The organism is Hydrogenophaga sp. (assembly GCF_019264445.1).
Classification (GTDB): domain Bacteria; phylum Pseudomonadota; class Gammaproteobacteria; order Burkholderiales; family Burkholderiaceae_C; genus Hydrogenophaga.
Map to the genome: position 1 here is coordinate 16,543 of NZ_JAHVAB010000079.1, position 21,206 is coordinate 37,748.

Consider the following 21,206-nt stretch of genomic DNA (forward strand, 5'->3'; position numbering starts at 1 on the left):
CCTGGACCTTCATATGATGTTTGACACCCTGATTTCCGCCAACGAACTGGCGGTCGCGCAGAACAGTCCCGGCTCGCTGCTGGTGCTGGACTGCAGCTTCGAGCTCAACGATTTGCAGGCTGGCCAGCGCGCGTACGACGCTGGCCACATTCCCGGCGCGCACTACCTGCACCTGGAACACGCGCTGTCTGCACCGAAGACAGGCCGCAACGGAAGACACCCGCTGCCCAGCCGAGAAACCTTTGCCACCACGATGGCGGCGCTGGGCCTGAACCAGCACACGCAGGTGGTGGCCTGCGACAACGCCGGCGGCATGTACGCGGCGCGCTTGTGGTGGATGCTGCGCTGGGTCGGCCACCGCGCTGTTGCAGTGCTTGACGGAGGTGTGGCCGGCTGGGTCGCCCAGGGTCACGCCCTCAGCACACACACGCCTCCCGCTCTGCCTCCGGGCAACTTCGCCCTGCGGCCATCGCTGGTGACCACCGTGACCTTCGACGACGTAAAAGCCAACATCGATCAACCGCAACGGCTGGTGCTGGACGCGCGTGCACCGGACCGCTTTCGCGGTGAGAACGAAACCATGGACCCGATCGGCGGCCACATCCCGGGCGCGCGCAACCGCCTGTTCAAGGACAACCTCGGTGCCGACGGTCACTTCAAACCAGCGGCCCAATTGCGCCAGGAGTTCGACGCCATCACAGGTGGACGCGCCGCCACACAACTGATCAACCAGTGCGGCTCAGGCGTGACCGCCTGCCACAACCTGCTGGCCATGGAGGTGGCCGGTCTGCAAGGCGCGGCGCTCTACCCTGGCTCGTGGAGCGAATGGAGCGCGCAACCGGGTGCACCCATTGCCACCGGCGCGGCCTGACCACCACGCACCCTCAACACAACAACACCGCTGGAGACACACATGAACGCACATTCCTGGACAAGGCGCTGCGCCGCACTGGCTGCGGCCGCCTGCCTGCTGGGCCTGACAACGGCCGCAAGCGCCAATGGCTACCCGGAACAACCCATCCGATTGCTGATCGGTTTCCCCCCAGGTGGCGGCGGCGATCTGTACGGCCGAACCATCGCCAACGAACTCGGGAAACACATCGGCAAGCCCCTTGTCGTGGAGAACAAGCCCGGGGCGGGCGGCAACATTGCCGCCGAGTTGATGACGCAAGCCAAGCCCGATGGCTACACCTTGCTGCTCGCCATGAGCGGCAACTTGGGCAGTGCCCCAGCCATCCGCAACAACCTGACCTACAAGGTGCCCGACGATTTCGTCTTCATCAGCCAGCTGGTGGAAACGCCCTACGGGCTGGTGGTCAGCGGTGACTCCAAAATCAAGACCATCCAGGACTACATCACAACGGCCAAAGGCGGTCAGCTCAGCTACGCATCCACCGGAACGGGCGGTGCGGCGCAGATCGTGATGGAGATGGTCAAGCAACAGGGCAATCTGGATGTGCTGCATGTGCCTTACAAAGGCTCCGGGCCGGTGATGACCGACTTGATGAGTGGCCTGGTGGGCAGCTTCTTCGCGCCCTACACCCCACTCATGGGGCAGATCAACAGCGGCAAGCTGCGCGTGCTGGCCGTGAGCAGCGAGAAACGGGTCCCCAGCATGCCCAACGTACCCACGCTCAAGGAGTCCGGCATCGATGTGGTGATGACCCAGTGGTACGGCCTTGTCGCACCCAAGGGCACACCGCAGCCGATCATCGACAAGATCACGCAGGCGGTGAAGCAAGCCATGCAGACGCCTGAGGTGCAGCGCGTGTACAGGGCAGACGGCGCACAGGAGTCGACACTGACCGGCGCCGCCTTTCGCGAGTTCGTGCTCAAGGACATCGCCAACTACAAGCGCGGAGTGGAACGGGGCAACCTCAAGGTGGAGTGAAGCCGCCATTCGCGCAACCCGACGCCTCCTGCCCACTGAACACCCCTGCATTCCGCCGTGCCACCGCTCCCCCTGACACCGAACGCCCACCCCCAGATGCACCCGCACAGCGCACACTGGGGGGTCTTTTCTGCCGGCTGGCACAACGGCACCCTGGTGGTGAAACCCCACCCGGGCGACCCCGACCCCAACCCGCTGATTGAGAACTTCACCACCGCCTTGCACCACCAGGCGCGGGTCACGCAGCCCATGGTGCGACGCGGCTGGCTTGAGCGAGGTCCCGGACCCGACGCCCGACGAGGCCTTGACGGCTTCGTACCCATGGCATGGGATGAGGTGCTCGATCGTCTGGCCGCCGAGTTGCGCCGCGTACAACAACAGCATGGCTGCGAAGCCATCTTCGGTGGCTCTTACGGCTGGTCCAGTGCAGGGCGTTTCCACCATGCACAAAGCCAGGTGCACCGGTTCCTCAACACGTCGCTGGGCGGCTACGTGCGCTCGGTCAACAGCTACAGCGCCGGGGCCTCGGGCCCGATCCTTCCGCACGTCATCGGCACCATGGAAGAGGTCGCCCGGCGCAACGTGACCTGGGAACAGATCGTCGAACACACCGACGTGGTGCTGGCGTTCGGTGGCATGGCGCTCAAGAACTCGCGCGTGGCCTCAGGCGGGATCAGTCGTCATATCGAGCGCGAGTCGATGCGCGCGGCAGCCGCGCGCGGCTGCCGCTTCGTGTCCATCAGCCCGATCAAGAGCGATCTGCCCGAAGAAGCGGCTTTCGAATGGCTGCCCGCCGTGCCCGGCACCGACACCGCCCTGATGCTGGCGCTCGTGCACCAGCTGGTGAGTGACGGTGCGCATGACCGCGCCTTCATCGACAGGTATTGCGACGGCTGGAACACCTTCGAGGACTACCTGCTCGGCCGCAGCGACGGCACACCCAAGGGCTGCGCCTGGGCAGCGCCCATCTGTGGCGTGACTGAAACCCGGTTGATCGCTCTCGCACGATCACTCGTCGGCAAGCGTGTGCTGGTGGTGGTGGCGCATTCATTGCAACGCGCCGAACACGGTGAGCAACCGGTGTGGATGGGCGCTGTGCTCGCGGCAGCACTGGGCCAGCTGGGACTGCCCGGCGGCGGCTACAACTACGCACTGGGCACATTGGCGCACTACGGCAAGCGCAACAACGCTGTGCCCGCCGCCGCGCTGCCGCAAGGCGACAACAGCGTGCGCGCATTCATTCCTGTGGCCCGCATCAGCGACATGCTGCTCAACCCGGGACAACCGTTCGACTACAACGGCCAGCGACGAATCTACCCCCACATCCGGCTGGCGTATTGGGCCGGCGGCAATCCGTTCCACCACCACCAGGATCTCAAGCGCCTGGCGGACGCCTTTCGAACGCTGGACACCTTTGTCGTGCACGAGATCGCGTGGACGGCCACCGCAAGGCACGCCGACATCGTGTTGCCCTGCACGATGACGCTGGAACGCGAAGACATCGGCGCCACCCCCACCGACCCCCTGCTCGTGGCCATGCACCGCATCACTGAGCCGCACGGCCAGGCGCGCGACGACTACGACATCTTTTGTGATCTGGCCCAACGGCTGGGCGCACTCGACGCGTTCAGCGAAGGCCGCAACACGCGTCAATGGCTCGCCCATCTCTACGAGCGGACCCGTGCGGGCCTGGCGGGGCTTGGCCTTGAAGCGCCCGACTTCGACACCTTCTGGCAACGCGGCGAGCTCACACTGCCGCAGAAGGACGACGACGGCGGGATACTTCGCGCTTTTCGCCACGACCCTGTCGGCGCACCCCTGGCCACGCCCAGCGGCAAGGTTCAAATCAGCTCGCCGGTGGTGACCTCGTTTGGCTACTCGGACTGCCCAGGGCACCCGGCCTGGCTGCCTCCGGCCTTTCCCCCCGACCACAAACACCCGCTGTGGCTGGTGGCCAACCAGCCCCACACCAAGCTGCACAGCCAGCTCGACTTTGGTGCCCACAGCCAGGCCAGCAAACGCCAGGGCCGAGAGGTTTGCACGATGCACCCCAACGCCGCCAGCGCCCGTGGCATCCACGAAGGCGACATCGTTCGCCTGTTCAATGAAGTGGGCGCCTGTCTGGCCAGTGCGCACCTGTGCGCCGACATGCGCGAGGACGTGGTGCAACTGCCGACCGGCGCCTGGTACGACCCCATACACGATGCGCAGGGTCGCCCGATGTGCGCGCATGGCAACCCCAACGTGCTCACACGCGACGTCGGCACCTCGTCGCTGGCGCAGGGTTGCGCGGGGCAGCTGGGCACCGTCCAGGTCGAGCGCCACGAAGGGCCGCTGCCCCCGATCCGGACCTACGAGCCGCCCACACCCCACAGCGCTTGGTAAGCGCCGCAAACTCACAAAAAAAAGCCGCTGCATCTGCAGCGGCTTTTTTTCTCCCGCACCGCCAGCGCGGTGCGCGGCAGGCCTTACGCCGTCACGCCTTTGGCGGTGTCCGCGTACTCCTCGATCTGGTCGAAGTTCAGGTACTTGTAGATCGCCGCGCCGTCCTTGTTCACCACACCCATGGCTTCGTGGTATTCAGCCACGGTGGGGATGTGCCCCAGCTTGGACGCAATCGCGGCCAGCTCGGCCGAGGCCAGGAACACGTTGGTGTTCTTGCCCAGGCGGTTGGGGAAGTTGCGGGTGGAGGTGGACACCACGGTGGCGCCTTCGCGCACCTGCGCCTGGTTGCCCATGCACAGCGAGCAGCCCGGCATTTCGGTGCGCGCACCGGCCGCGCCGAAGTTGGCGTAGTGGCCTTCCTTGATCAGCTCGCTCTCGTCCATCTTGGTGGGGGGTGCCACCCACAGCTTGACGGGGATGTCGCGGCTGCCACCCAGCAGCTTGGCGGCTGCGCGGAAGTGGCCGATGTTGGTCATGCACGAGCCGATGAAGGCTTCATCGATCTTGGTGCCGGCCACGTCCGACAGGGTCTTGGCATCGTCCGGGTCGTTCGGGCAGCACAGGATCGGCTCCTTGATGTCAGCCAGGTCGATTTCGATCACGGCGGCGTACTCGGCGTCCTTGTCGGCTTCCAGCAGGCTCGGGTTCGCCAGCCAGGCTTCCACCTTTTCGATGCGGCGCTTGAGGCTGCGCGCGTCGGCGTACCCTTCGGCGATCATGTTCTTCATCAGCACCACGTTGCTGGTGAGGTATTCCTTCACCGGCTCGGGGTTGAGCTTGATGGTGCAGCCAGCGGCCGAGCGCTCGGCGGAAGCGTCGGACAACTCGAACGCCTGCTCCACCTTCAGGTCCGGCAAGCCTTCGATCTCCAGGATGCGGCCCGAGAAGATGTTCTTCTTGCCGGCCTTGGCCACGGTCAGCAGACCGGCCTTGATGGCGTACAGCGGGATCGCGTGCACCAGGTCGCGCAGGGTCACGCCGGGTTGCATCTGGCCCTTGAAGCGGACCAGCACGGACTCGGGCATGTCCAGCGGCATGACGCCGGTGGCGGCACCGAAGGCCACCAGGCCGGAGCCAGCCGGGAAGGAAATGCCGATCGGGAAACGGGTGTGCGAATCGCCGCCCGTGCCCACCGTGTCAGGCAACAGCAGGCGGTTGAGCCAGCTGTGGATCACGCCATCGCCCGGACGCAGCGCCACGCCACCGCGGTTGCTGATGAACGCAGGCAGTTCGCGGTGGGTCTTCACGTCCACCGGCTTGGGGTAGGCGGCGGTGTGGCAGAAAGACTGCATCACCATGTCGGCGCTGAAGCCGAGGCAGGCCAGGTCCTTCAGTTCGTCGCGGGTCATCGGGCCGGTGGTGTCTTGCGAACCCACGGTGGTCATCTTGGGCTCGCAATACGTGCCAGGGCGCACGCCCTGACCTTCGGGCAAACCGACCGCACGGCCAACCATCTTCTGCGCCAAGGTAAAGCCAGCCTTGGTGGCGGCCGGTGGCTGCGGCAGACGGAACACGGTGGATGCAGGCAGGCCCAGGAACTCGCGCGCCTTGGCGGTGAGCGAACGGCCGATGATCAGGTTGATACGGCCACCCGCGCGCACTTCGTCAAACAGCACATCGCTGCGCAACTGGAACTCCGTCACCAGGGCGCCGCCCTTGGTGATCTTGCCTTCGTAGGGGTGGATGTCGATCACGTCGCCCATTTCGAGCTTGCTCACGTCCACTTCGATCGGCAGCGCGCCCGAGTCTTCCTGGGTGTTGAAGAAGATCGGCGCGATCTTGCCGCCGAGCGTCACCCCGCCAAATCGCTTGTTCGGCACAAACGGAATGTCCTGGCCCGTGGCCCAGATCACCGAGTTGGTGGCGCTCTTGCGGCTGGAGCCCGTTCCCACCACGTCGCCCACATAGGCGACCAGGTGGCCCTTCTTCTTCAGGTCGTCAATGAACTGCATCGGGCCGCGCTTGCCATCTTCCTCGGGCTTGAAGGCCGCGCCTTCACGCGTGTTCTTCAGCATGGCGAGGTAGTGCAGCGGAATGTCGGGGCGGCTCCAGGCGTCGGGCGCGGGAGACAGGTCGTCGGTGTTGGTTTCGCCGGGCACCTTGAAGACGGTGACGGTGATCGTCTTGTCCACTTCGGGGCGGGTCGTGAACCACTCGGCATCGGCCCAGCTCTGCATCACTTCCTTGGCCTTGGCATTGCCGGCCTTGGCCTTCTCGGCGACGTCGTTGAAGAAGTCGAACATCAGCAGCGTCTTCTTCAGGCCTTCAGCGGCCACGCCAGCCACTTCCGCGTCGTCCAGCAGCTCGATCAGCGGGTGCACGTTGTAGCCACCCACCATGGTGCCCAGCAACTCGGTGGCCTTCGCTTTGGAGATCAGCTTGACCTGCATGTCGCCATGGGCCACGGCAGCCAGGAACGAGGCCTTGACCTTGGCGGCATCGTCCACGCCGGGGGGCACGCGGTGCGTGAGCAGGTCCAGCAGGAAGGCGTCTTCGCCAGCCGGGGGGGCCTTGATCAGCTCGATCAGCTCGGCCACCTGCTTGGCTTCAAGCGGCAGCGGCGGAATGCCCAGCGCGGCGCGTTCGGCGGCGTGGGCGCGGTAGTCGGTGAGGAAGGTGGACATGGCGATCTCCAGAGGACAGTGAAATTCGTGGGTCGGAAAACAGATGGGGCGGATGCAAGCAAGCTCAATGCCGCCGCGCAGCGGGCTCATCGAAACACGCTTGAAGCACGTTGGGCAAAGACTGGCCCGTCTGGTGTGCGCGCTCAAGCACTTGCCAGAAATAGCGGTAACTCGCCCGGTCATGCAGGCGGTTTTCGAACTGCACAGGGGCCCACTCGGCGGCCATGGCGCGCTCGATGAGCGCAGCTGCAGTCGCCACCTCGCGCTCCGAGGGCGCAAAGGCCTTCAGGATCGGGCGGATCTGGTCAGGATGGATGCTCCACATGCGCGTGTAGCCCAGCTCTCGCGACGCCTGACGGGCGGCTTGCTGCAGCGCGTCCAGGTCCTTGAACTCGGTCACCACGCAATGCGAAGGCACCTTGCCGTGCGCATGGCAGGCCGATGCGATCTCCAGCTTGGCTCGCACCACCAGCGGATGCGTGAACTGCCCGGCGGCGCTCATGCCATCGGCCGGTATCGCACCGCCGTGGGCAGACACAAAATCCATCAGCCCGAAGCTGATGCTCTGCACGCGCGGGTGCGCGGCGATGTCGAAGGCGCGGTGCACCGCTGCCGGCGACTCAATGAGCACGTGCAGCGGCAGGCTTGTCGCACCAGCGGCATCCAGCGCTTGGGCGGCACGCTGCACGTCGGCCACAGACTCGACCTTGGGCACCATGAGATGCGCGAGTCGGTGCCCAGCAAGCCCTGCAATGGTGGCCACATCGGCACCGAACGCGGGGTGATCGACCGGGTGCACGCGCACCGCCACACGCGCTTGCGGCGCGGCGGCCAGCGCCAGCTCAGTGACCAGCGCAGCGTGCTCCGCTTCGCCGCCCACGGGCGCGCCGTCTTCGCAATCGAGCGTGACATCGAACACGCAGGTGCCGAACTCCTCGGCCATCTCCGCCTGCAGCGCAAGGCTCTTGCGCATCCGCGCCTCGACCCCGCTGTAGTGGTCACAGACCGGCAGCGACAACGCCCCGGCCTGGGCACCCAGCAGGATGGATCGGGGATGCATCACGCGCGCTTACCTGCCGATCACAGCAGGTGCTTGACGCCGTCCTGCTCGCCCACGAGCTCGGCCAGGGTCTTGTCGATGCACTTCTGGCTGAATTCGTCGATGGCCAGACCTTCGACGATCTTGTACTTGCCGTTCTCGGTGGTGACCGGGAAACCGAAGATCACGTCCTTCGGAATGCCGTACTCGCCGTTGGACGGCACACCCATCGTGACCCAGTGGCCCTTGGAGCCCAGCGCCCAGTCGCGCATGTGGTCGATAGCGGCATTGGCAGCCGATGCGGCCGACGACAGGCCACGCGCTTCGATGATGGCGGCGCCGCGCTTGCCCACGGTGGGCAGGAAGGTGTCAGCGTTCCAGACCTGGTCGTTGATCAGGTCCTTGACGCTCTTGCCGCCGATGGTGGCAAAGCGGTAGTCGGCGTACATGGTGGGCGAGTGGTTGCCCCAGACGGTGAGCTTCTCGATCTCGCCGACCTTGCCCCCAGTCTTGGCAGCGATCTGGCTGGCGGCACGGTTGTGGTCCAGGCGCAGCATGGCGGTGAAGTTCTCGCGCGGCAGGCTGGGCGCGCTCTTCATGGCGATGTAGGCGTTGGTGTTGGCGGGGTTGCCCACCACCAGCACCTTGACGTCGCGGCTGGCCACCTGGTCCAGGGCCTTGCCTTGGGCCGTGAAGATCTGGGCGTTGGCCGCCAGCAGGTCGGCGCGCTCCATGCCCGGGCCGCGGGGGCGGGCGCCCACGAGCAAGGCGTAGTCGGCGTCCTTGAAAGCCACCAGTGGGTCGCCCGTGGGGATCACGCCGGCGAGCAGCGGGAAAGCGCAGTCTTCCAGTTCCATGATCACGCCCTTGAGCGCCTTCTGGGCCTTCTCATCAGGAATCTCCAGCAGCTGCAGGATCACCGGCTGGTCCTTGCCGAGCATTTCGCCAGAGGCGATGCGAAACAGCAGGGCGTAACCGATCTGGCCAGCGGCGCCAGTGACGGCAACGCGAACGGGCTTCTTGTTCATGGTGAAAACTCCGGAAAAGGACGTTGGGAAAAGAGAAAAAGCGAGGTGACGAGGCGGGAGCGGGCCGGGAAGTGCACCCGGAGCGCACTGGCAAAACCTGCTGCCCCAGCTTCGGGGTCAGCCCGGGAGTGTACCCTCGCAAACCCTGATACGTCAATTTGTCTTATGTCTTATATAAGATATGATTCAAGCCCCTGAGCACCCTCCCGCGGTGTCGTGAACGCATGGCCACTCCACCCTCAAACTCCACCGAAGCGTCCCCAGCCGAGCCGGCCGCTCAGAGCGTGTTGGACAACGTCGCACCCGCGTTCAGCCCGCTGTACCAGCAGATCAAGACGCTGATCCTGCGCAGCCTGCAGGCCGGCGAGTGGAAACCTGGGGACATGATCCCGAGCGAGTTCGATCTGGCCGCCCGGTTTCGGGTCAGCCAGGGCACCGTGCGCAAAGCCATCGACGAGCTCGCCACCGACAACCTGCTGGTGCGCCGCCAGGGCAAAGGCACGTTTGTGGCCACACATGCCGAGCAGCACATCCAGTACCGCTTTCTGCGTTTGCTGCCGGACACCGGTTCGCTGGAAGAACAAGGCCCGGCCGAGCGGCGCATCATCGAATGCCGCCGTCAACGGGCTCCGGCCGAAGTGGCGCGGCAATTGGCCATGCGCACCGGCGATGCGGTGCTGCAAGTCAAACGCGTGCTGACCTTCAACGGCACACCGGCCATCCTCGAAGAACTCTGGCTGCCCGGTGGCCCTTTCAAGGGCCTCACGACCGAGACCTTGTCCGATGACAAGGGCCCCATGTACGCCCTCTTTGAAACGCAGTTCGGCGTGCGCATGGTGCGTGCAGTGGAAAAAATCAAGGCGGTCAGCGCCGACGACGGCACCGCCTCCTTACTGGGGGTCACGCCAGGTCACCCGCTGCTCAGCGTCGAACGTCTGGCCTACACGTACAACGACGAGCCGATGGAACTGCGCCGCGGCCTCTATCGCACCGACACGCGCCATTACCACAATGAGTTGAGCTGATGCCCCTGTAAATCCTCGTTTGCAACGCAAGCATCCGACCTTCGGCCTCTGGCATGGTGCGTTGCAATAGAATTTGACGTGCCTTGGCAGAAGTTACCAATGAGTTACCAAGCGCCTCGAACCCTCCTCCCCGGAAGAAAGCCCCCACCATGACCGAGTTGACCAAGAAGCGGCCCGAGTTCCGCAACATCAACGCTTTCAAGGATCTCACCACCTACCGCCTGCCACCGGCCGGCTGGGTGTCGATCCTTCACCGCGCCAGCGGTGGCCTGATGTTCATCCTGCTGCCCCTCATCGTCTGGCTGTTCGACACCTCCGTGTCGTCCGAGCTCTCCTTCGAACGATTCAGCGCGGCCTTCACAGCCGGCATTGGCTTCGTGCCGGGCTGGCTGTTCAAACTCGTGGTGCTGGCCATCATCTGGGCCTACCTGCACCACCTCATCGCCGGCCTGCGCCACCTGTACATGGACGCCTGCCATGCCGTGAGCAAGGAATTCGGCAAGACCTCGGCCCTGGTCACGCTGGGCCTGAGCATTGGCCTCACGCTGCTGCTGGGCGCCAAGCTGTTTGGTGTGTATTGATTGCGGGTCAGGTCTTCAGCACCGACCCCAACTGATTAGGAAACTGACCCATGTCCGTCAATTACGGTTCCAAACGCGTCGTCACCGGCGCCCACTATGGCCTGCGCGACTGGCTGGCCCAGCGCATCACGGCGGCCCTCATGGCCCTCTTCACGCTGATCGTGCTGCTGCAGGTGCTCTTCATCAGCGGGCCCATCGGCTACGACAGCTGGGCTGGCATTTTTGCCAAGCAGTGGATGAAGGCACTGACCTTCGCTGTGTTCCTGGCACTGGCCTACCACGTGTGGGTCGGCATGCGCGATATCTGGATGGACTACGTCAAGCCCGCCGGCATCCGCCTCGTGCTGCACGTCTTCACCATCGTCTGGCTCCTGTCCTGCCTGGGCTGGGCCGTTCAAGTTCTCTGGAGGCTCTGAAGCCATGACCGCAACCGCATCCCTTCCCAAGCGTCAGTTTGACGTCGTCATCGTCGGCGCCGGCGGCTCCGGCATGCGCGCCTCGCTGCAACTGGCGCGCGCCGGCCTCAAGGTGGCCGTGCTGTCCAAGGTGTTCCCGACCCGCTCCCACACGGTCGCCGCTCAGGGTGGCATTGGTGCCTCGCTCGGCAACATGAACGAGGACAACTGGCACTACCACTTCTACGACACCATCAAGGGCTCTGACTGGCTGGGCGACCAGGATGCCATCGAGTTCATGTGCCGTGAAGCACCCAAGGTCGTGTACGAGCTCGAACACTTCGGCATGCCCTTTGACCGCAACCCGGATGGCACGATTTACCAGCGCCCGTTCGGTGGTCACACCGCCAACTACGGCGAGAAGCCCGTGCAACGTGCCTGCGCGGCTGCTGACCGCACCGGCCACGCCATGCTGCACACGCTGTACCAGCAAAACGTGCAGGCGCGCACCACTTTCTTCGTCGAGTGGATGGCGCTGGACCTGATCCGCGACGCCAGCGGCGACGTGGTCGGCGTGACCGCCCTGGAAATGGAAACGGGCGAGACCTACATCCTCGAAGCCAAGACCACGCTGCTGGCCACCGGCGGCGCAGGCCGCATCTTCGCGGCCTCCACCAACGCGTTCATCAACACCGGTGACGGCCTGGGCATGGCGGCGCGCGCTGGCATCCCGCTGCAGGACATGGAGTTCTGGCAATTCCACCCGACCGGCGTGGCCGGCGCGGGCGTGTTGCTCACGGAAGGCTGCCGCGGCGAGGGCGCCATCCTGCTCAACAGCGAAGGCGAACGCTTCATGGAGCGCTATGCGCCCACGCTGAAAGACCTGGCACCGCGCGACTTCGTCAGCCGCTGCATGGACCAGGAAATCAAGGAAGGCCGAGGCTGCGGTCCCAACAAGGACTATGTGCTGCTCAAGCTCGACCACCTGGGCGCAGAGACCATTCACAAGCGCCTGCCGTCGGTGTACGAGATCGGCGTGAATTTCGCCAACGTGGACATCACACGCGAGCCCATTCCTGTGGTGCCCACCATCCACTACCAGATGGGCGGCATTCCGACCAACATCCATGGTCAGGTGGTCACACCCGACGGGCAGGGCAACCAGAAGGTCGTCAATGGCCTGTACGCGGTGGGCGAATGTTCCTGCGTGAGCGTGCACGGTGCCAACCGCCTGGGCACCAACTCGCTGCTGGACCTGCTCGTGTTCGGCCGGGCTGCTGGCAACCACATCGTCCAGTTCAACGACAAGAACAAGACGCACAAGCCGCTGCCCGCAGATGCGGCCGACAAAACCCTGGCCCGCCTGGCCCGTCTGGACAACGCCGCCGGTGGCGAATACGCCCAGGACGTGGCCAATGACCTGCGCGCGGCCATGCAGCAACACGCGGGTGTCTTCCGCACCCAGGCCAGCATGGACGAAGGCGTTGCCAAGATCAACGCCATGCGTGCACGCGTCGGCAACATTGCCTTGAAGGACAAGTCCAAGGTCTTCAACACGGCACGCATCGAAGCACTGGAAGTCGAAAACCTGATGGAGTGCGCCCAGGCCACCATGACTTCGGCAGCTGCACGCCACGAATGCCGTGGCGCCCACACGGTCAACGACTACGAGCGCCCTGCGGACGACGCGCAGTTCCCGCTGGGACGCAACGACGCTGAATGGATGAAGCACACGTTGTGGCACAGCGCCGACAACAGCCTGACCTACAAGCCCGTCAACCTCAAGCCCCTCACCGTGGAGTCGGTGCCGCCGAAGGTTCGCACCTTCTGAGGCCCCCGCCTTCCGCACCCACGACACACGGAGAAACACCATGGCCAAACGCACATTCAAGATCTATCGCTACGACCCGGAAAAGGACGCCAAGCCGTACATGCAGACCATCGAGGTGGAACTCGACGGCCACGAGCGCATGCTGCTGGACGCATTGATGAAACTCAAGGCGGTCGACCCCTCGATTTCCTTCCGCCGCTCCTGCCGCGAAGGTGTCTGCGGCTCGGACGCCATGAACATCAACGGCAAGAACGGCCTGGCCTGCCTGACCAACATGAACACGCTGCTTGGCGTGATCACGCTCAAGCCCCTGCCCGGCTTGCCCGTCGTGCGCGACCTGATCGTCGACATGACGCTGTTCTTCAAGCAATACAACAGCATCAAGCCGTATCTGATAAACGAAACCGTTGCCCCCGAAAAAGAGCGCCTGCAGAGCCCTGAAGAGCGGGAAGAGCTCAACGGCCTCTACGAGTGCATCCTGTGCGCGAGCTGCTCCACGAGCTGCCCGAGCTTCTGGTGGAACCCCGACAAGTTTGTTGGACCCGCCGGCTTGCTGCAGGCCTACCGCTTCATTGCCGACAGCCGCGACCAGGCCACCAGCGAACGCCTGGACAACCTCGAAGACCCGTACCGCTTGTTCCGTTGCCACACGATCATGAACTGCGTGGACGTGTGCCCCAAAGGCCTGAACCCCACCAAGGCGATCGGCAAGATCAAGGAAATGATGGTGATGCGCTCGGTTTGAGCGCATGCCAACGAATGCCATGACCGACACCGACCTGCAGGACGCCTTGCTGGACGAACGCGCGCTGAGCAAGCTGCGCTGGCGGTGTCGTCGTGGTCTGCTCGAGAACGATCTGTTCATCGAGCGATTTTTCGCCAGGCACGAAACTGGCTTAACGGTGCGCCAGGCAGATGCACTCGGGCTCTTGATGGACTTGTCCGACAACGACCTGCTGGATCTGCTGCTTGGCCGAAAGCCACTCCAAGGCGATCTCGAACGCGAGGACGTGACGCAAGTGCTTGCCTTGCTTCGCACCCCGCAACCTCTCCCATCTTCCGAGGAACCTGCATGAAACTCGTAGACAACAAAGCCACCCTGTCGTTCTCCAATGGCAGCCCCAGCGTCGATCTTCCGGTGTATGCCGGCAGCATCGGTCCGGACGTGATCGACATCCGCAAGCTCTACGCGCAGACGGGCATGTTTACCTACGACCCGGGCTTTCTGTCCACGGCTTCATGTCAGTCAGCGATCACGTACATCGACGGTGACAAGGGCGAGCTGCTGTACCGCGGCTATCCGATCGAACAGCTCGCGACCCAGTGCGACTACCTGGACACCTGCCACCTGCTGCTCAACGGCGAACTGCCCAACGAGACGCAACGCGCCGACTTCCACAAGCTCGTGATCAACCACACCATGGTGAACGAGCAGATGCAGTTCTTCCTTCGTGGCTTTCGCCGCGATGCCCACCCGATGGCCGTGCTGACCGGTCTCGTGGGCGGCCTGTCGGCCTTCTATCACGACAGCACGGACATCAACAATCCGAAGCACCGTGAAATCGCGGCCATCCGCCTGATCGCCAAAATGCCCACCCTGGTGGCCATGGCCTACAAGTACGGCATCGGCCAGCCGTACATGTACCCGAAGAACGACCTGAGCTACTCGGGCAACTTCCTGCGCATGATGTTCGGCACGCCGTGCGAAGAGTACGTGGTGAACCCCGTGCTCGAACGCGCCCTGGACCGCATCTTCATCCTGCACGCGGACCACGAACAGAACGCCTCCACCTCCACGGTGCGCCTGTGCGGCTCTTCGGGCACCAACCCGTTTGCCGCCATTGCCGCTGGCGTGGCCTGCCTCTGGGGCCCTGCACACGGTGGCGCCAACGAAGCCTGCCTCAACATGCTGGAAGACATCCAGCGCCAGGGTGGTGTTTCCAAGGTCGGCGAGTTCATGGAGAAGGTCAAGGACAAGAACTCCGGCGTCAAGCTCATGGGCTTCGGCCACCGCGTGTACAAGAACTACGACCCCCGCGCCAAGCTCATGCAAGAAACCTGCAACGAAGTGCTGCAGGAGCTCGGCCTGGAAAACGACCCGCTGTTCAAGCTCGCCAAGGAGCTGGAAAAGATCGCGCTGGAAGACGAATATTTCGTCTCGCGCAAGCTGTACCCGAACGTGGACTTCTACTCCGGCATCGTGCAACGCGCGATCGGCATCCCGGTCAACCTGTTCACCGGCATCTTCGCGCTGGCCCGCACGGTGGGCTGGATCGCCCAGCTCAACGAAATGATCAGCGACCCCGAGTACAAGATCGGCCGTCCGCGTCAGCTGTTCACCGGCTCGCCCCGTCGCGACGTCAAGCCCATCGGCAACCGCTGATTCGAGGTTCCTCAAGCAAAAGCCCGCCTTGTGCGGGCTTTTTTTTCGTTTGAGGCTTCGTGCTCCAGCATCTTGGCCATCGCGTTTGGAGATGCCAAAGGGCAAGATACTGAAGGAAAATCGTCAAAGCATCTCAGAACGAGACGCCCCATCTCATGCTCTCCGAACGCAACTTCGCCCGCCAGATCGATCTCACCTCACTGCAGCTGTTCGTGGCTGTGTGCGAGTTGGGCAGCATCGGGCGTGCGGCCGAGCGGGAATTCATCGCCGCGTCTGCCATCAGCAAACGCCTGTCTGATCTGGAGGGTGCGCTGGGCACTACGCTGCTTCACCGGCACACGCGCGGCGTGCGACTCACGCCTGCAGGGGAAGGACTCCTGCACCACGCCCGGGCCGTGCTCTTCGGTCTCGAAAAGATGCAGATGGAATTGGCCGAATACGCCGATGGCGTTCGCGGCCATGTGCGTGTGCACGCCAGCATCTCGGCCATCGTGCAGTTCCTGCCGGAAGATCTGGGCGCATTCGCCCGCCTGCACCCCCAGGTCAAGATCGACCTGGAGGAGCACCTCAGTCCGGAAGTGCTCCGCGCGGTGCAGGAAGGGGCAGCCGATCTCGGCCTGTGCAATGGCGCCATGGGCACGCATCAGTTGCAAAGCCTGCCGTATCGGAAAGACCGGCTTGTGCTCGTGGTGCCGCATGGGCATGCGCTGGATCAGGCGCAACCTGTGTCATTCGCAGACACCTTGCCGTTTGACCACGTCGGACTTCACGCCAACAGCTCCATTCACCTCGCCACACACCAGGCAGCCACGCTGGCAGGCACCACGGTGCGCGTGCGCATTCGAGTCACCGGGCTGGACGCCATGTGCCGCATGATCGCCAACGGCCTGGGCGTGGGCGTGATGCCCGAACGCGCGTTCGACCTGTTGCACACAGGCGCTGCACTGCGATCGGTACCACTCTCCGATGCCTGGGCGCGGCGGCAGCTTGTGCTCGTGGCCCGGGACTTCTCCAGCCTGCCGGCCACCGCACGCCTGTTGGTCGATCACCTGACCGCCGACACGGCCATGCTGGCCGCATAAAATTCAATCCAACTTCAAAGCCCCACGCCATGCCACGCACGCTCTACGACAAGATCTGGGACGAACATGTCGTCCACACCGAAGAGGACGGCACATCCGTGCTCTACATCGACCGCCACCTTGTGCACGAGGTCACCAGCCCGCAAGCCTTTGAAGGCTTGCGCCAGGCGGGCCGGAAGGTGTGGCGGGTGAGCTCGGTGGTGGCCACGGCCGACCACAACACGCCCACCAACGGCTGGGAACTCGGGTACGACGGCATCACCGATCCGATCAGCAAGGAACAGATCACCACGCTGGACAGCAACATTGCCGAGTTCGGTGCGGCCGCGTTCTTTCCCTTCATGTCCCAGCGCCAGGGCATCGTGCACGTCATCGGCCCTGAAAACGGTGCCACGCTGCCGGGCATGACCGTCGTCTGTGGCGACAGCCACACCTCCACCCACGGCGCGTTTGGTGCCCTGGCCCATGGCATTGGCACCAGCGAAGTCGAGCACGTGCTGGCCACGCAAACCCTGCTGGCCAAGAAGGCCAAGAACATGCTGGTGCGCGTGGACGGCCAGCTGGCCAAAGGCTGCACCGCCAAGGACATCGTGCTGGCCATCATCGGCAAGATCGGCACCGCCGGCGGCACCGGCTACACCATCGAATTCGGCGGCGCCGCCATCCGGGCACTGAGCATGGAAGGGCGAATGACGGTGTGCAACATGGCCATCGAAGCCGGCGCTCGCGCCGGTCTGGTGGCTGTCGACGAAAAAACCATCGAGTACGTCAAAGGCCGCCCACTCTCCCCCACCGGCGTCGAGTGGGACCAGGCGGTTGCTTACTGGAAGACCCTGCACTCCGACACCGATGCGAAGTTTGATGCGGTGGTGGAGCTTGATGCCTCGCGCATCGTGCCGCAAGTGACCTGGGGCACGTCGCCCGAAATGGTGCTCGGTATTGACGGCACCGTGCCCGACCCCGACCGCGAAAAGGACGCCAACAAGCGGGGCGCCATCGAACGTGCCCTGACCTACATGGACCTCGCGCCTGGCAAGCCGCTCAACGACATCTTTGTCGACAAGGTGTTCATCGGCTCGTGCACCAACAGCCGCATTGAAGACATGCGCGAAGCGGCTGCCGTGGTCAAGAAAATCGGTCAAAAGGTGGCCAGGAATGTGAAGCTCGCCCTGGTGGTACCGGGCTCCGGCCTGGTGAAGGCACAGGCCGAGCGTGAGGGTCTGCACGAGATATTCAAAGCGGCCGGATTCGAGTGGCGTGAACCGGGCTGCTCGATGTGCCTGGCCATGAATGCCGACCGCCTTGAACCCGGCGAGCGCTGCGCGTCCACCAGCAACCGCAACTTTGAAGGCCGCCAGGGTGCTGGAGGCCGTACCCACCTGGTTTCCCCCGCGATGGCAGCCGCCGCTGCAGTGCACGGCCACTTTGTGGATGTGCGCACCATCGCATGACTGTTCCATTCCGCAACCCACCTCAGGAGACCCACATGAAACGCTTTGCAATCATCGCAGCCGCATTCGCTCTCTCTCTGACCCTGGCCGCGTGCAACACCTGGAGCGGTGTCAAGCAGGACGCCAAGGAAGTTGGCCAAGCCGCGGGTAAAGGCATCGAAAAAGCCGGCGAAAAAGTCCAGGACATCGCCAAATAACCGGTCGAAATACGCATGCAGAAATTCACCCGCCACAAGGGCCTCGTGGCCCCGATGGACCGCGAGAACGTCGACACCGACGCCATCATCCCCAAGCAGTTCCTGAAGTCGATCCGCAAGACGGGCTTTGGTCCCAACCTGTTCGATGAGTGGCGCTATCTCGACAAGGGCGAACCAGGGCAAGACCCGGCGAGTCGCAAACCCAATCCCGACTTCGTGCTCAACCAGCCCCGTTATGCGGATGCATCCGTGTTGCTGGCCCGCAAGAATTTTGGCTGTGGGTCGAGCCGCGAACACGCGCCTTGGGCCATTGACCAATATGGCTTTCGAGCCATCATCGCGCCCAGTTATGCCGACATCTTCTTCAACAACTGTTTCAAGAACGGCCTGCTGCCGATCCAGTTGCCAGATGCACAAGTGGCGCAACTGTTCGATGAAGTCGCGGCCTTCCCGGGCTATGAACTCACGGTCGATCTTGAGCGTCAGGTCGTCGTCAAGCCGCAAGGCGAGGAGCTGCCCTTTGAAGTGCAGGCGTTTCGCAAGTTCTGCCTGATCAATGGCCTCGACGACATCGGACTGACCCTGCGCTACAAGGACAAGATCTCCGCCTTCGAGGCCGAGCGCCTGGCCACCAAACCCTGGCTCGCACACACCATGCCGGTCTGAGAGACCGTTCGCCCTTTTCGAGACCTGCCCTGGCATGAAGCCAGGCATCACATTGGCATCACATGAAAATCGCAGTTCTTCCCGGCGACGGCATTGGCACAGAAATCGTCGCTGAGGCGGTCAGAGTCCTGCAGGCGCTCGAGCTACCGGTCGAGATGGAGTCGGCCCTGGTGGGCGGCGCTGCCTACGAGGCCCACGGCCATCCACTCCCCGAATCGACGCTGAAACTGGCCATGGACGCCGATGCGGTGCTGTTCGGTGCCGTCGGCGACTGGAAGTACGACAAGCTGGACCGTCCGCTGCGCCCCGAACAAGCGATCCTCGGGCTGCGCAAGCATCTCGGCCTGTTTGCCAACTTCCGCCCAGCCATTTGTTATCCCGAGCTGGTCGGCGCATCCAGCCTCAAGCCGGAGCTCATTGCGGGCCTGGACATCCTCATCATCCGTGAACTGACCGGTGACATTTATTTTGGGCAGCCGCGCGGCAGACGCGTCGCCACCGACGGCCACTTCCCTGGCGCGGAAGAAGCCTTCGACACGATGCGCTACAGCAAGCCCGAGATCGAACGGATTGCGCACGTGGCTTTTCAGGCCGCCCGCAAGCGAAACAAGAAAGTCACCAGCGTCGACAAAGCCAACGTGCTGGAGACCTTCCAGTTCTGGAAAGATGTGGTGACCGAGGTGCATGCCCAGTACCCTGACGTCGAGCTCGAGCACATGTACGTGGACAACGCGGCCATGCAACTGGTCAAGGCACCCAAGAAGTTCGACGTGGTGGTCACTGGCAACATGTTTGGCGACATCCTCTCGGACGAAGCCTCCATGCTCACGGGGTCGATCGGCATGCTCCCCTCGGCTTCGCTGAACACGAAGAACCAGGGTCTGTACGAGCCCAGTCACGGCAGCGCACCTGACATCGCTGGCAAGAACCTGGCCAATCCTCTGGCTACAATACTGTCCGCTGCCATGATGCTCAAATTCACCTTCAACCAGACCGAAGCCGCCGACCGCATTGAACGTGCGGTCAGCGACGTGCTTGCGTCCGGGCTTCGCACCACCGACATCTGGTCGGAAGGTACGACCAAGGTGAGCACCCGCGGCATGGGCGATGCCGTTGTGGCCGCCATCACCAAAACCATTACCAAGGGCTGATCCAGCTCCGGTTCGTCACGCCCCTCCCCGGCCAGACGAGCCGGGGCAAACCGGTTTTTTAACCAAAAGGCGTTGACATGACGAAACAAGTATCGGGAATGAAGCAGCCTCTCGTCGGGCTGGTAGGCTGGCGCGGCATGGTGGGCTCCGTGCTCATGGACCGGATGGTGGCAGAGAGCGACTTCGATCTGATCGAACCGCTGTTCTTCTCCACATCCAACGCGGGTGGCAAGGCACCAGCGATGGCCAAGAACGAGACGCAGCTGCAGGACGCACACGACATCAATGCGCTGAAGCGATGCGAGGTGATCATCACCGCGCAAGGCGGCGACTACACCAGTGAGGTCTATCCCAAGCTGCGCGCGGCCGGCTGGAATGGTCACTGGATCGACGCGGCATCCACGCTGCGCATGGACAAAAACGCCGTCATCGTCCTGGATTCGGTCAACCTGCCCGTGATCGAGAACGCATTGGCCCAAGGAGGCAAAGACTGGATCGGAGGCAACTGCACCGTGAGCTGCATGCTCATGGGCGTGGGCGCTCTCTACAAGGCTGGCCTGGTCGAGTGGATGAGCACGCAGACCTATCAAGCGGCATCAGGCGGCGGAGCCCAGCACATGCGCGAGCTGCTCACGCAATACGGCACGCTCAATGCTGAGGTCAAGGCGCTGCTCGACGATCCCAAAAGCGCCATTCTGGAAATCGATCGCAAAGTCATTTCCAAGCAGCGTTCGCTGTCGGGCGCTGAAACCGCCAACTTCGGTGTCCCACTGGGTGGCTCCTTGATCCCCTGGATCGACAAGGATCTGGGCAACGGCATGTCCAAGGAAGAGTGGAAGGGCATGGCTGAGACCAACAAGATCCTGGGCATGGGCGAAGGGTTCAGTGCGCCCGCCATCCCGGTTGATGGCTTTTGCGTTCGTGTGGGCGCCATGCGTTGCCACAGCCAAGCCCTCACCTTCAAACTCAAGAAGGACGTGCCTTTGGCCGACATCGAAGCCATGATTGCGGCCGACAACGCGTGGGTCAAGGTGGTACCGAACACCCGCGAGGCGACCATCAAAGACCTGACGCCTGTGGCGGTCACCGGAACCATGACGATTCCCGTGGGCCGTCTCCGCAAACTGGCGATGGGGCCTGAATACCTCGGCGCATTCACCATCGGAGACCAGCTGCTCTGGGGTGCCGCTGAGCCGCTGCGGCGCATGCTGCGCATCCTGCTGAACCGCTGAGTGGACTGGCGGCGCTTGTAACGGCGACAGGAAGCGGGGGCGCTCTCGTTGCGCCCCTGCAACGTAAACAACCCGACCTAAGACGACAGAGGGTCGACTGAGAAACTCAAGCGGATTCTCAGCTTGTCACTGTAATGCGTTGATGTTAAGGTCAATTCTCGGTTTTTTACGTCGAGGTCAAAGTG

The 21,206-nt window shown here is 63.6% G+C and carries 19 protein-coding genes; 16 read left to right on the forward strand and 3 right to left on the reverse strand.

What is annotated here, in order from left to right; all coding sequences use genetic code 11:
• The first annotated feature begins 16 nt into the window (after nucleotides 1–16).
• From KXJ60_RS17870 to KXJ60_RS17880, 3 genes are all read left to right on the forward strand, one after another.
• Complete coding sequence (locus tag KXJ60_RS17870; protein WP_291131223.1) at nucleotides 17–871, forward strand: sulfurtransferase; 855 nt, start codon at nucleotides 17–19, stop codon at nucleotides 869–871.
• A gap of 42 nt (nucleotides 872–913) precedes the next feature.
• Nucleotides 914–1,891: a tripartite tricarboxylate transporter substrate binding protein gene (locus KXJ60_RS17875; RefSeq protein WP_291131100.1), complete on the forward strand. Its 978-nt coding sequence runs from the start codon at nucleotides 914–916 to the stop codon at nucleotides 1,889–1,891.
• A 96-nt stretch (nucleotides 1,892–1,987) separates the two neighbouring features.
• Entirely contained in the window at nucleotides 1,988–4,276 is a 2,289-nt protein-coding gene (locus KXJ60_RS17880; RefSeq protein WP_291131225.1) for a molybdopterin-dependent oxidoreductase, read from the forward strand.
• An 83-nt stretch (nucleotides 4,277–4,359) separates the two neighbouring features.
• Here the strand turns inward: KXJ60_RS17880 and acnB are convergent, their stop codons facing one another.
• The 3 genes from acnB to KXJ60_RS17895 form a co-directional block, all read right to left on the reverse strand.
• Nucleotides 4,360–6,960: a bifunctional aconitate hydratase 2/2-methylisocitrate dehydratase gene (gene acnB / locus KXJ60_RS17885; protein WP_291131101.1), complete on the reverse strand. Its 2,601-nt coding sequence runs from the start codon at nucleotides 6,958–6,960 to the stop codon at nucleotides 4,360–4,362.
• 64 nt (nucleotides 6,961–7,024) lie between these two features.
• Nucleotides 7,025–8,020 (reverse strand): aldolase/citrate lyase family protein, encoded by a 996-nt coding sequence (locus KXJ60_RS17890; RefSeq protein ID WP_291131103.1) that lies wholly within the window; start codon nucleotides 8,018–8,020, stop codon nucleotides 7,025–7,027.
• 20 nt (nucleotides 8,021–8,040) lie between these two features.
• Nucleotides 8,041–9,027, reverse strand: a complete 987-nt coding sequence (locus KXJ60_RS17895; RefSeq protein WP_291131104.1) for a malate dehydrogenase — start codon at nucleotides 9,025–9,027, stop codon at nucleotides 8,041–8,043.
• Nucleotides 9,028–9,251: 224 nt separating this feature from the next.
• Here KXJ60_RS17895 and KXJ60_RS17900 point away from each other — a divergent pair, with 224 nt between their 5' ends.
• From KXJ60_RS17900 to asd, 13 genes are all read left to right on the forward strand, one after another.
• Nucleotides 9,252–10,052 carry a GntR family transcriptional regulator gene (locus KXJ60_RS17900; RefSeq protein ID WP_291131105.1) on the forward strand — a complete coding sequence of 267 codons (801 nt, stop codon included), beginning with the start codon at nucleotides 9,252–9,254 and terminating at the stop codon, nucleotides 10,050–10,052.
• 149 nt (nucleotides 10,053–10,201) lie between these two features.
• Entirely contained in the window at nucleotides 10,202–10,633 is a 432-nt protein-coding gene (gene sdhC / locus KXJ60_RS17905; protein ID WP_291131106.1) for a succinate dehydrogenase, cytochrome b556 subunit, read from the forward strand.
• 50 nt (nucleotides 10,634–10,683) lie between these two features.
• The gene (gene sdhD / locus KXJ60_RS17910; RefSeq protein ID WP_291131107.1) at nucleotides 10,684–11,049 is read left to right on the forward strand and encodes a succinate dehydrogenase, hydrophobic membrane anchor protein; all 366 of its coding nucleotides are present in this window, start codon (nucleotides 10,684–10,686) and stop codon (nucleotides 11,047–11,049) included.
• Between the two features lie 4 nt (nucleotides 11,050–11,053).
• Nucleotides 11,054–12,859 carry a succinate dehydrogenase flavoprotein subunit gene (sdhA, locus tag KXJ60_RS17915; protein ID WP_291131108.1) on the forward strand — a complete coding sequence of 602 codons (1,806 nt, stop codon included), beginning with the start codon at nucleotides 11,054–11,056 and terminating at the stop codon, nucleotides 12,857–12,859.
• A 40-nt stretch (nucleotides 12,860–12,899) separates the two neighbouring features.
• Nucleotides 12,900–13,604, forward strand: a complete 705-nt coding sequence (locus KXJ60_RS17920; RefSeq protein WP_291131109.1) for a succinate dehydrogenase iron-sulfur subunit — start codon at nucleotides 12,900–12,902, stop codon at nucleotides 13,602–13,604.
• Between the two features lie 19 nt (nucleotides 13,605–13,623).
• Entirely contained in the window at nucleotides 13,624–13,935 is a 312-nt protein-coding gene (locus KXJ60_RS17925; protein WP_291131110.1) for a succinate dehydrogenase assembly factor 2, read from the forward strand.
• Nucleotides 13,932–15,242 (forward strand): citrate synthase, encoded by a 1,311-nt coding sequence (locus KXJ60_RS17930; RefSeq protein WP_291131111.1) that lies wholly within the window; start codon nucleotides 13,932–13,934, stop codon nucleotides 15,240–15,242. Before KXJ60_RS17925 ends, KXJ60_RS17930 begins: the two co-directional genes overlap by 4 nt.
• A gap of 155 nt (nucleotides 15,243–15,397) precedes the next feature.
• Nucleotides 15,398–16,324 carry a LysR family transcriptional regulator gene (locus KXJ60_RS17935; protein ID WP_291131112.1) on the forward strand — a complete coding sequence of 309 codons (927 nt, stop codon included), beginning with the start codon at nucleotides 15,398–15,400 and terminating at the stop codon, nucleotides 16,322–16,324.
• A gap of 29 nt (nucleotides 16,325–16,353) precedes the next feature.
• On the forward strand, nucleotides 16,354–17,775 hold the full coding sequence (gene leuC, locus KXJ60_RS17940) for a 3-isopropylmalate dehydratase large subunit (RefSeq protein WP_291131113.1): 1,422 nt from the start codon (nucleotides 16,354–16,356) through the stop codon (nucleotides 17,773–17,775).
• A 35-nt stretch (nucleotides 17,776–17,810) separates the two neighbouring features.
• Nucleotides 17,811–17,972, forward strand: coding sequence for an entericidin EcnAB (locus tag KXJ60_RS17945; protein ID WP_291131115.1), 162 nt, complete (start codon nucleotides 17,811–17,813; stop codon nucleotides 17,970–17,972).
• Between the two features lie 15 nt (nucleotides 17,973–17,987).
• Entirely contained in the window at nucleotides 17,988–18,638 is a 651-nt protein-coding gene (gene leuD / locus KXJ60_RS17950) for a 3-isopropylmalate dehydratase small subunit (RefSeq protein WP_291131116.1), read from the forward strand.
• Nucleotides 18,639–18,700: 62 nt separating this feature from the next.
• The gene (gene leuB / locus KXJ60_RS17955) at nucleotides 18,701–19,789 is read left to right on the forward strand and encodes a 3-isopropylmalate dehydrogenase (RefSeq protein ID WP_291131117.1); all 1,089 of its coding nucleotides are present in this window, start codon (nucleotides 18,701–18,703) and stop codon (nucleotides 19,787–19,789) included.
• Between the two features lie 77 nt (nucleotides 19,790–19,866).
• A complete protein-coding gene (gene asd, locus KXJ60_RS17960) occupies nucleotides 19,867–21,021 on the forward strand; it encodes an aspartate-semialdehyde dehydrogenase (RefSeq protein WP_291131119.1) in 1,155 nt (384 codons plus the stop codon).
• Nucleotides 21,022–21,206 lie beyond the last annotated feature (185 nt).

Excerpts from the sequence above, each read along its gene's own strand:
- KXJ60_RS17930 (WP_291131111.1), top strand. The coding sequence starts at position 13,932 with ATGAAACTCGTAGACAACAAAGCCACCCTGTCGTTCTCCAATGGCAGC.
- asd (WP_291131119.1), top strand. The coding sequence starts at position 19,867 with ATGACGAAACAAGTATCGGGAATGAAGCAGCCTCTCGTCGGGCTGGTA.
- KXJ60_RS17945 (WP_291131115.1), top strand. The coding sequence starts at position 17,811 with ATGAAACGCTTTGCAATCATCGCAGCCGCATTCGCTCTCTCTCTGACC.
- KXJ60_RS17890 (WP_291131103.1), bottom strand. The coding sequence starts at position 8,020 with ATGCATCCCCGATCCATCCTGCTGGGTGCCCAGGCCGGGGCGTTGTCG.
- acnB (WP_291131101.1), bottom strand. The coding sequence starts at position 6,960 with ATGTCCACCTTCCTCACCGACTACCGCGCCCACGCCGCCGAACGCGCC.
- leuB (WP_291131117.1), top strand. The coding sequence starts at position 18,701 with ATGAAAATCGCAGTTCTTCCCGGCGACGGCATTGGCACAGAAATCGTC.
- KXJ60_RS17920 (WP_291131109.1), top strand. The coding sequence starts at position 12,900 with ATGGCCAAACGCACATTCAAGATCTATCGCTACGACCCGGAAAAGGAC.
- KXJ60_RS17935 (WP_291131112.1), top strand. The coding sequence starts at position 15,398 with ATGCTCTCCGAACGCAACTTCGCCCGCCAGATCGATCTCACCTCACTG.
- leuD (WP_291131116.1), top strand. The coding sequence starts at position 17,988 with ATGCAGAAATTCACCCGCCACAAGGGCCTCGTGGCCCCGATGGACCGC.
- KXJ60_RS17925 (WP_291131110.1), top strand. The coding sequence starts at position 13,624 with ATGACCGACACCGACCTGCAGGACGCCTTGCTGGACGAACGCGCGCTG.
- sdhA (WP_291131108.1), top strand. The coding sequence starts at position 11,054 with ATGACCGCAACCGCATCCCTTCCCAAGCGTCAGTTTGACGTCGTCATC.
- KXJ60_RS17880 (WP_291131225.1), top strand. The coding sequence starts at position 1,988 with ATGCACCCGCACAGCGCACACTGGGGGGTCTTTTCTGCCGGCTGGCAC.
- KXJ60_RS17900 (WP_291131105.1), top strand. The coding sequence starts at position 9,252 with ATGGCCACTCCACCCTCAAACTCCACCGAAGCGTCCCCAGCCGAGCCG.
- KXJ60_RS17870 (WP_291131223.1), top strand. The coding sequence starts at position 17 with ATGTTTGACACCCTGATTTCCGCCAACGAACTGGCGGTCGCGCAGAAC.
- sdhC (WP_291131106.1), top strand. The coding sequence starts at position 10,202 with ATGACCGAGTTGACCAAGAAGCGGCCCGAGTTCCGCAACATCAACGCT.
- leuC (WP_291131113.1), top strand. The coding sequence starts at position 16,354 with ATGCCACGCACGCTCTACGACAAGATCTGGGACGAACATGTCGTCCAC.
- KXJ60_RS17895 (WP_291131104.1), bottom strand. The coding sequence starts at position 9,027 with ATGAACAAGAAGCCCGTTCGCGTTGCCGTCACTGGCGCCGCTGGCCAG.
- sdhD (WP_291131107.1), top strand. The coding sequence starts at position 10,684 with ATGTCCGTCAATTACGGTTCCAAACGCGTCGTCACCGGCGCCCACTAT.
- KXJ60_RS17875 (WP_291131100.1), top strand. The coding sequence starts at position 914 with ATGAACGCACATTCCTGGACAAGGCGCTGCGCCGCACTGGCTGCGGCC.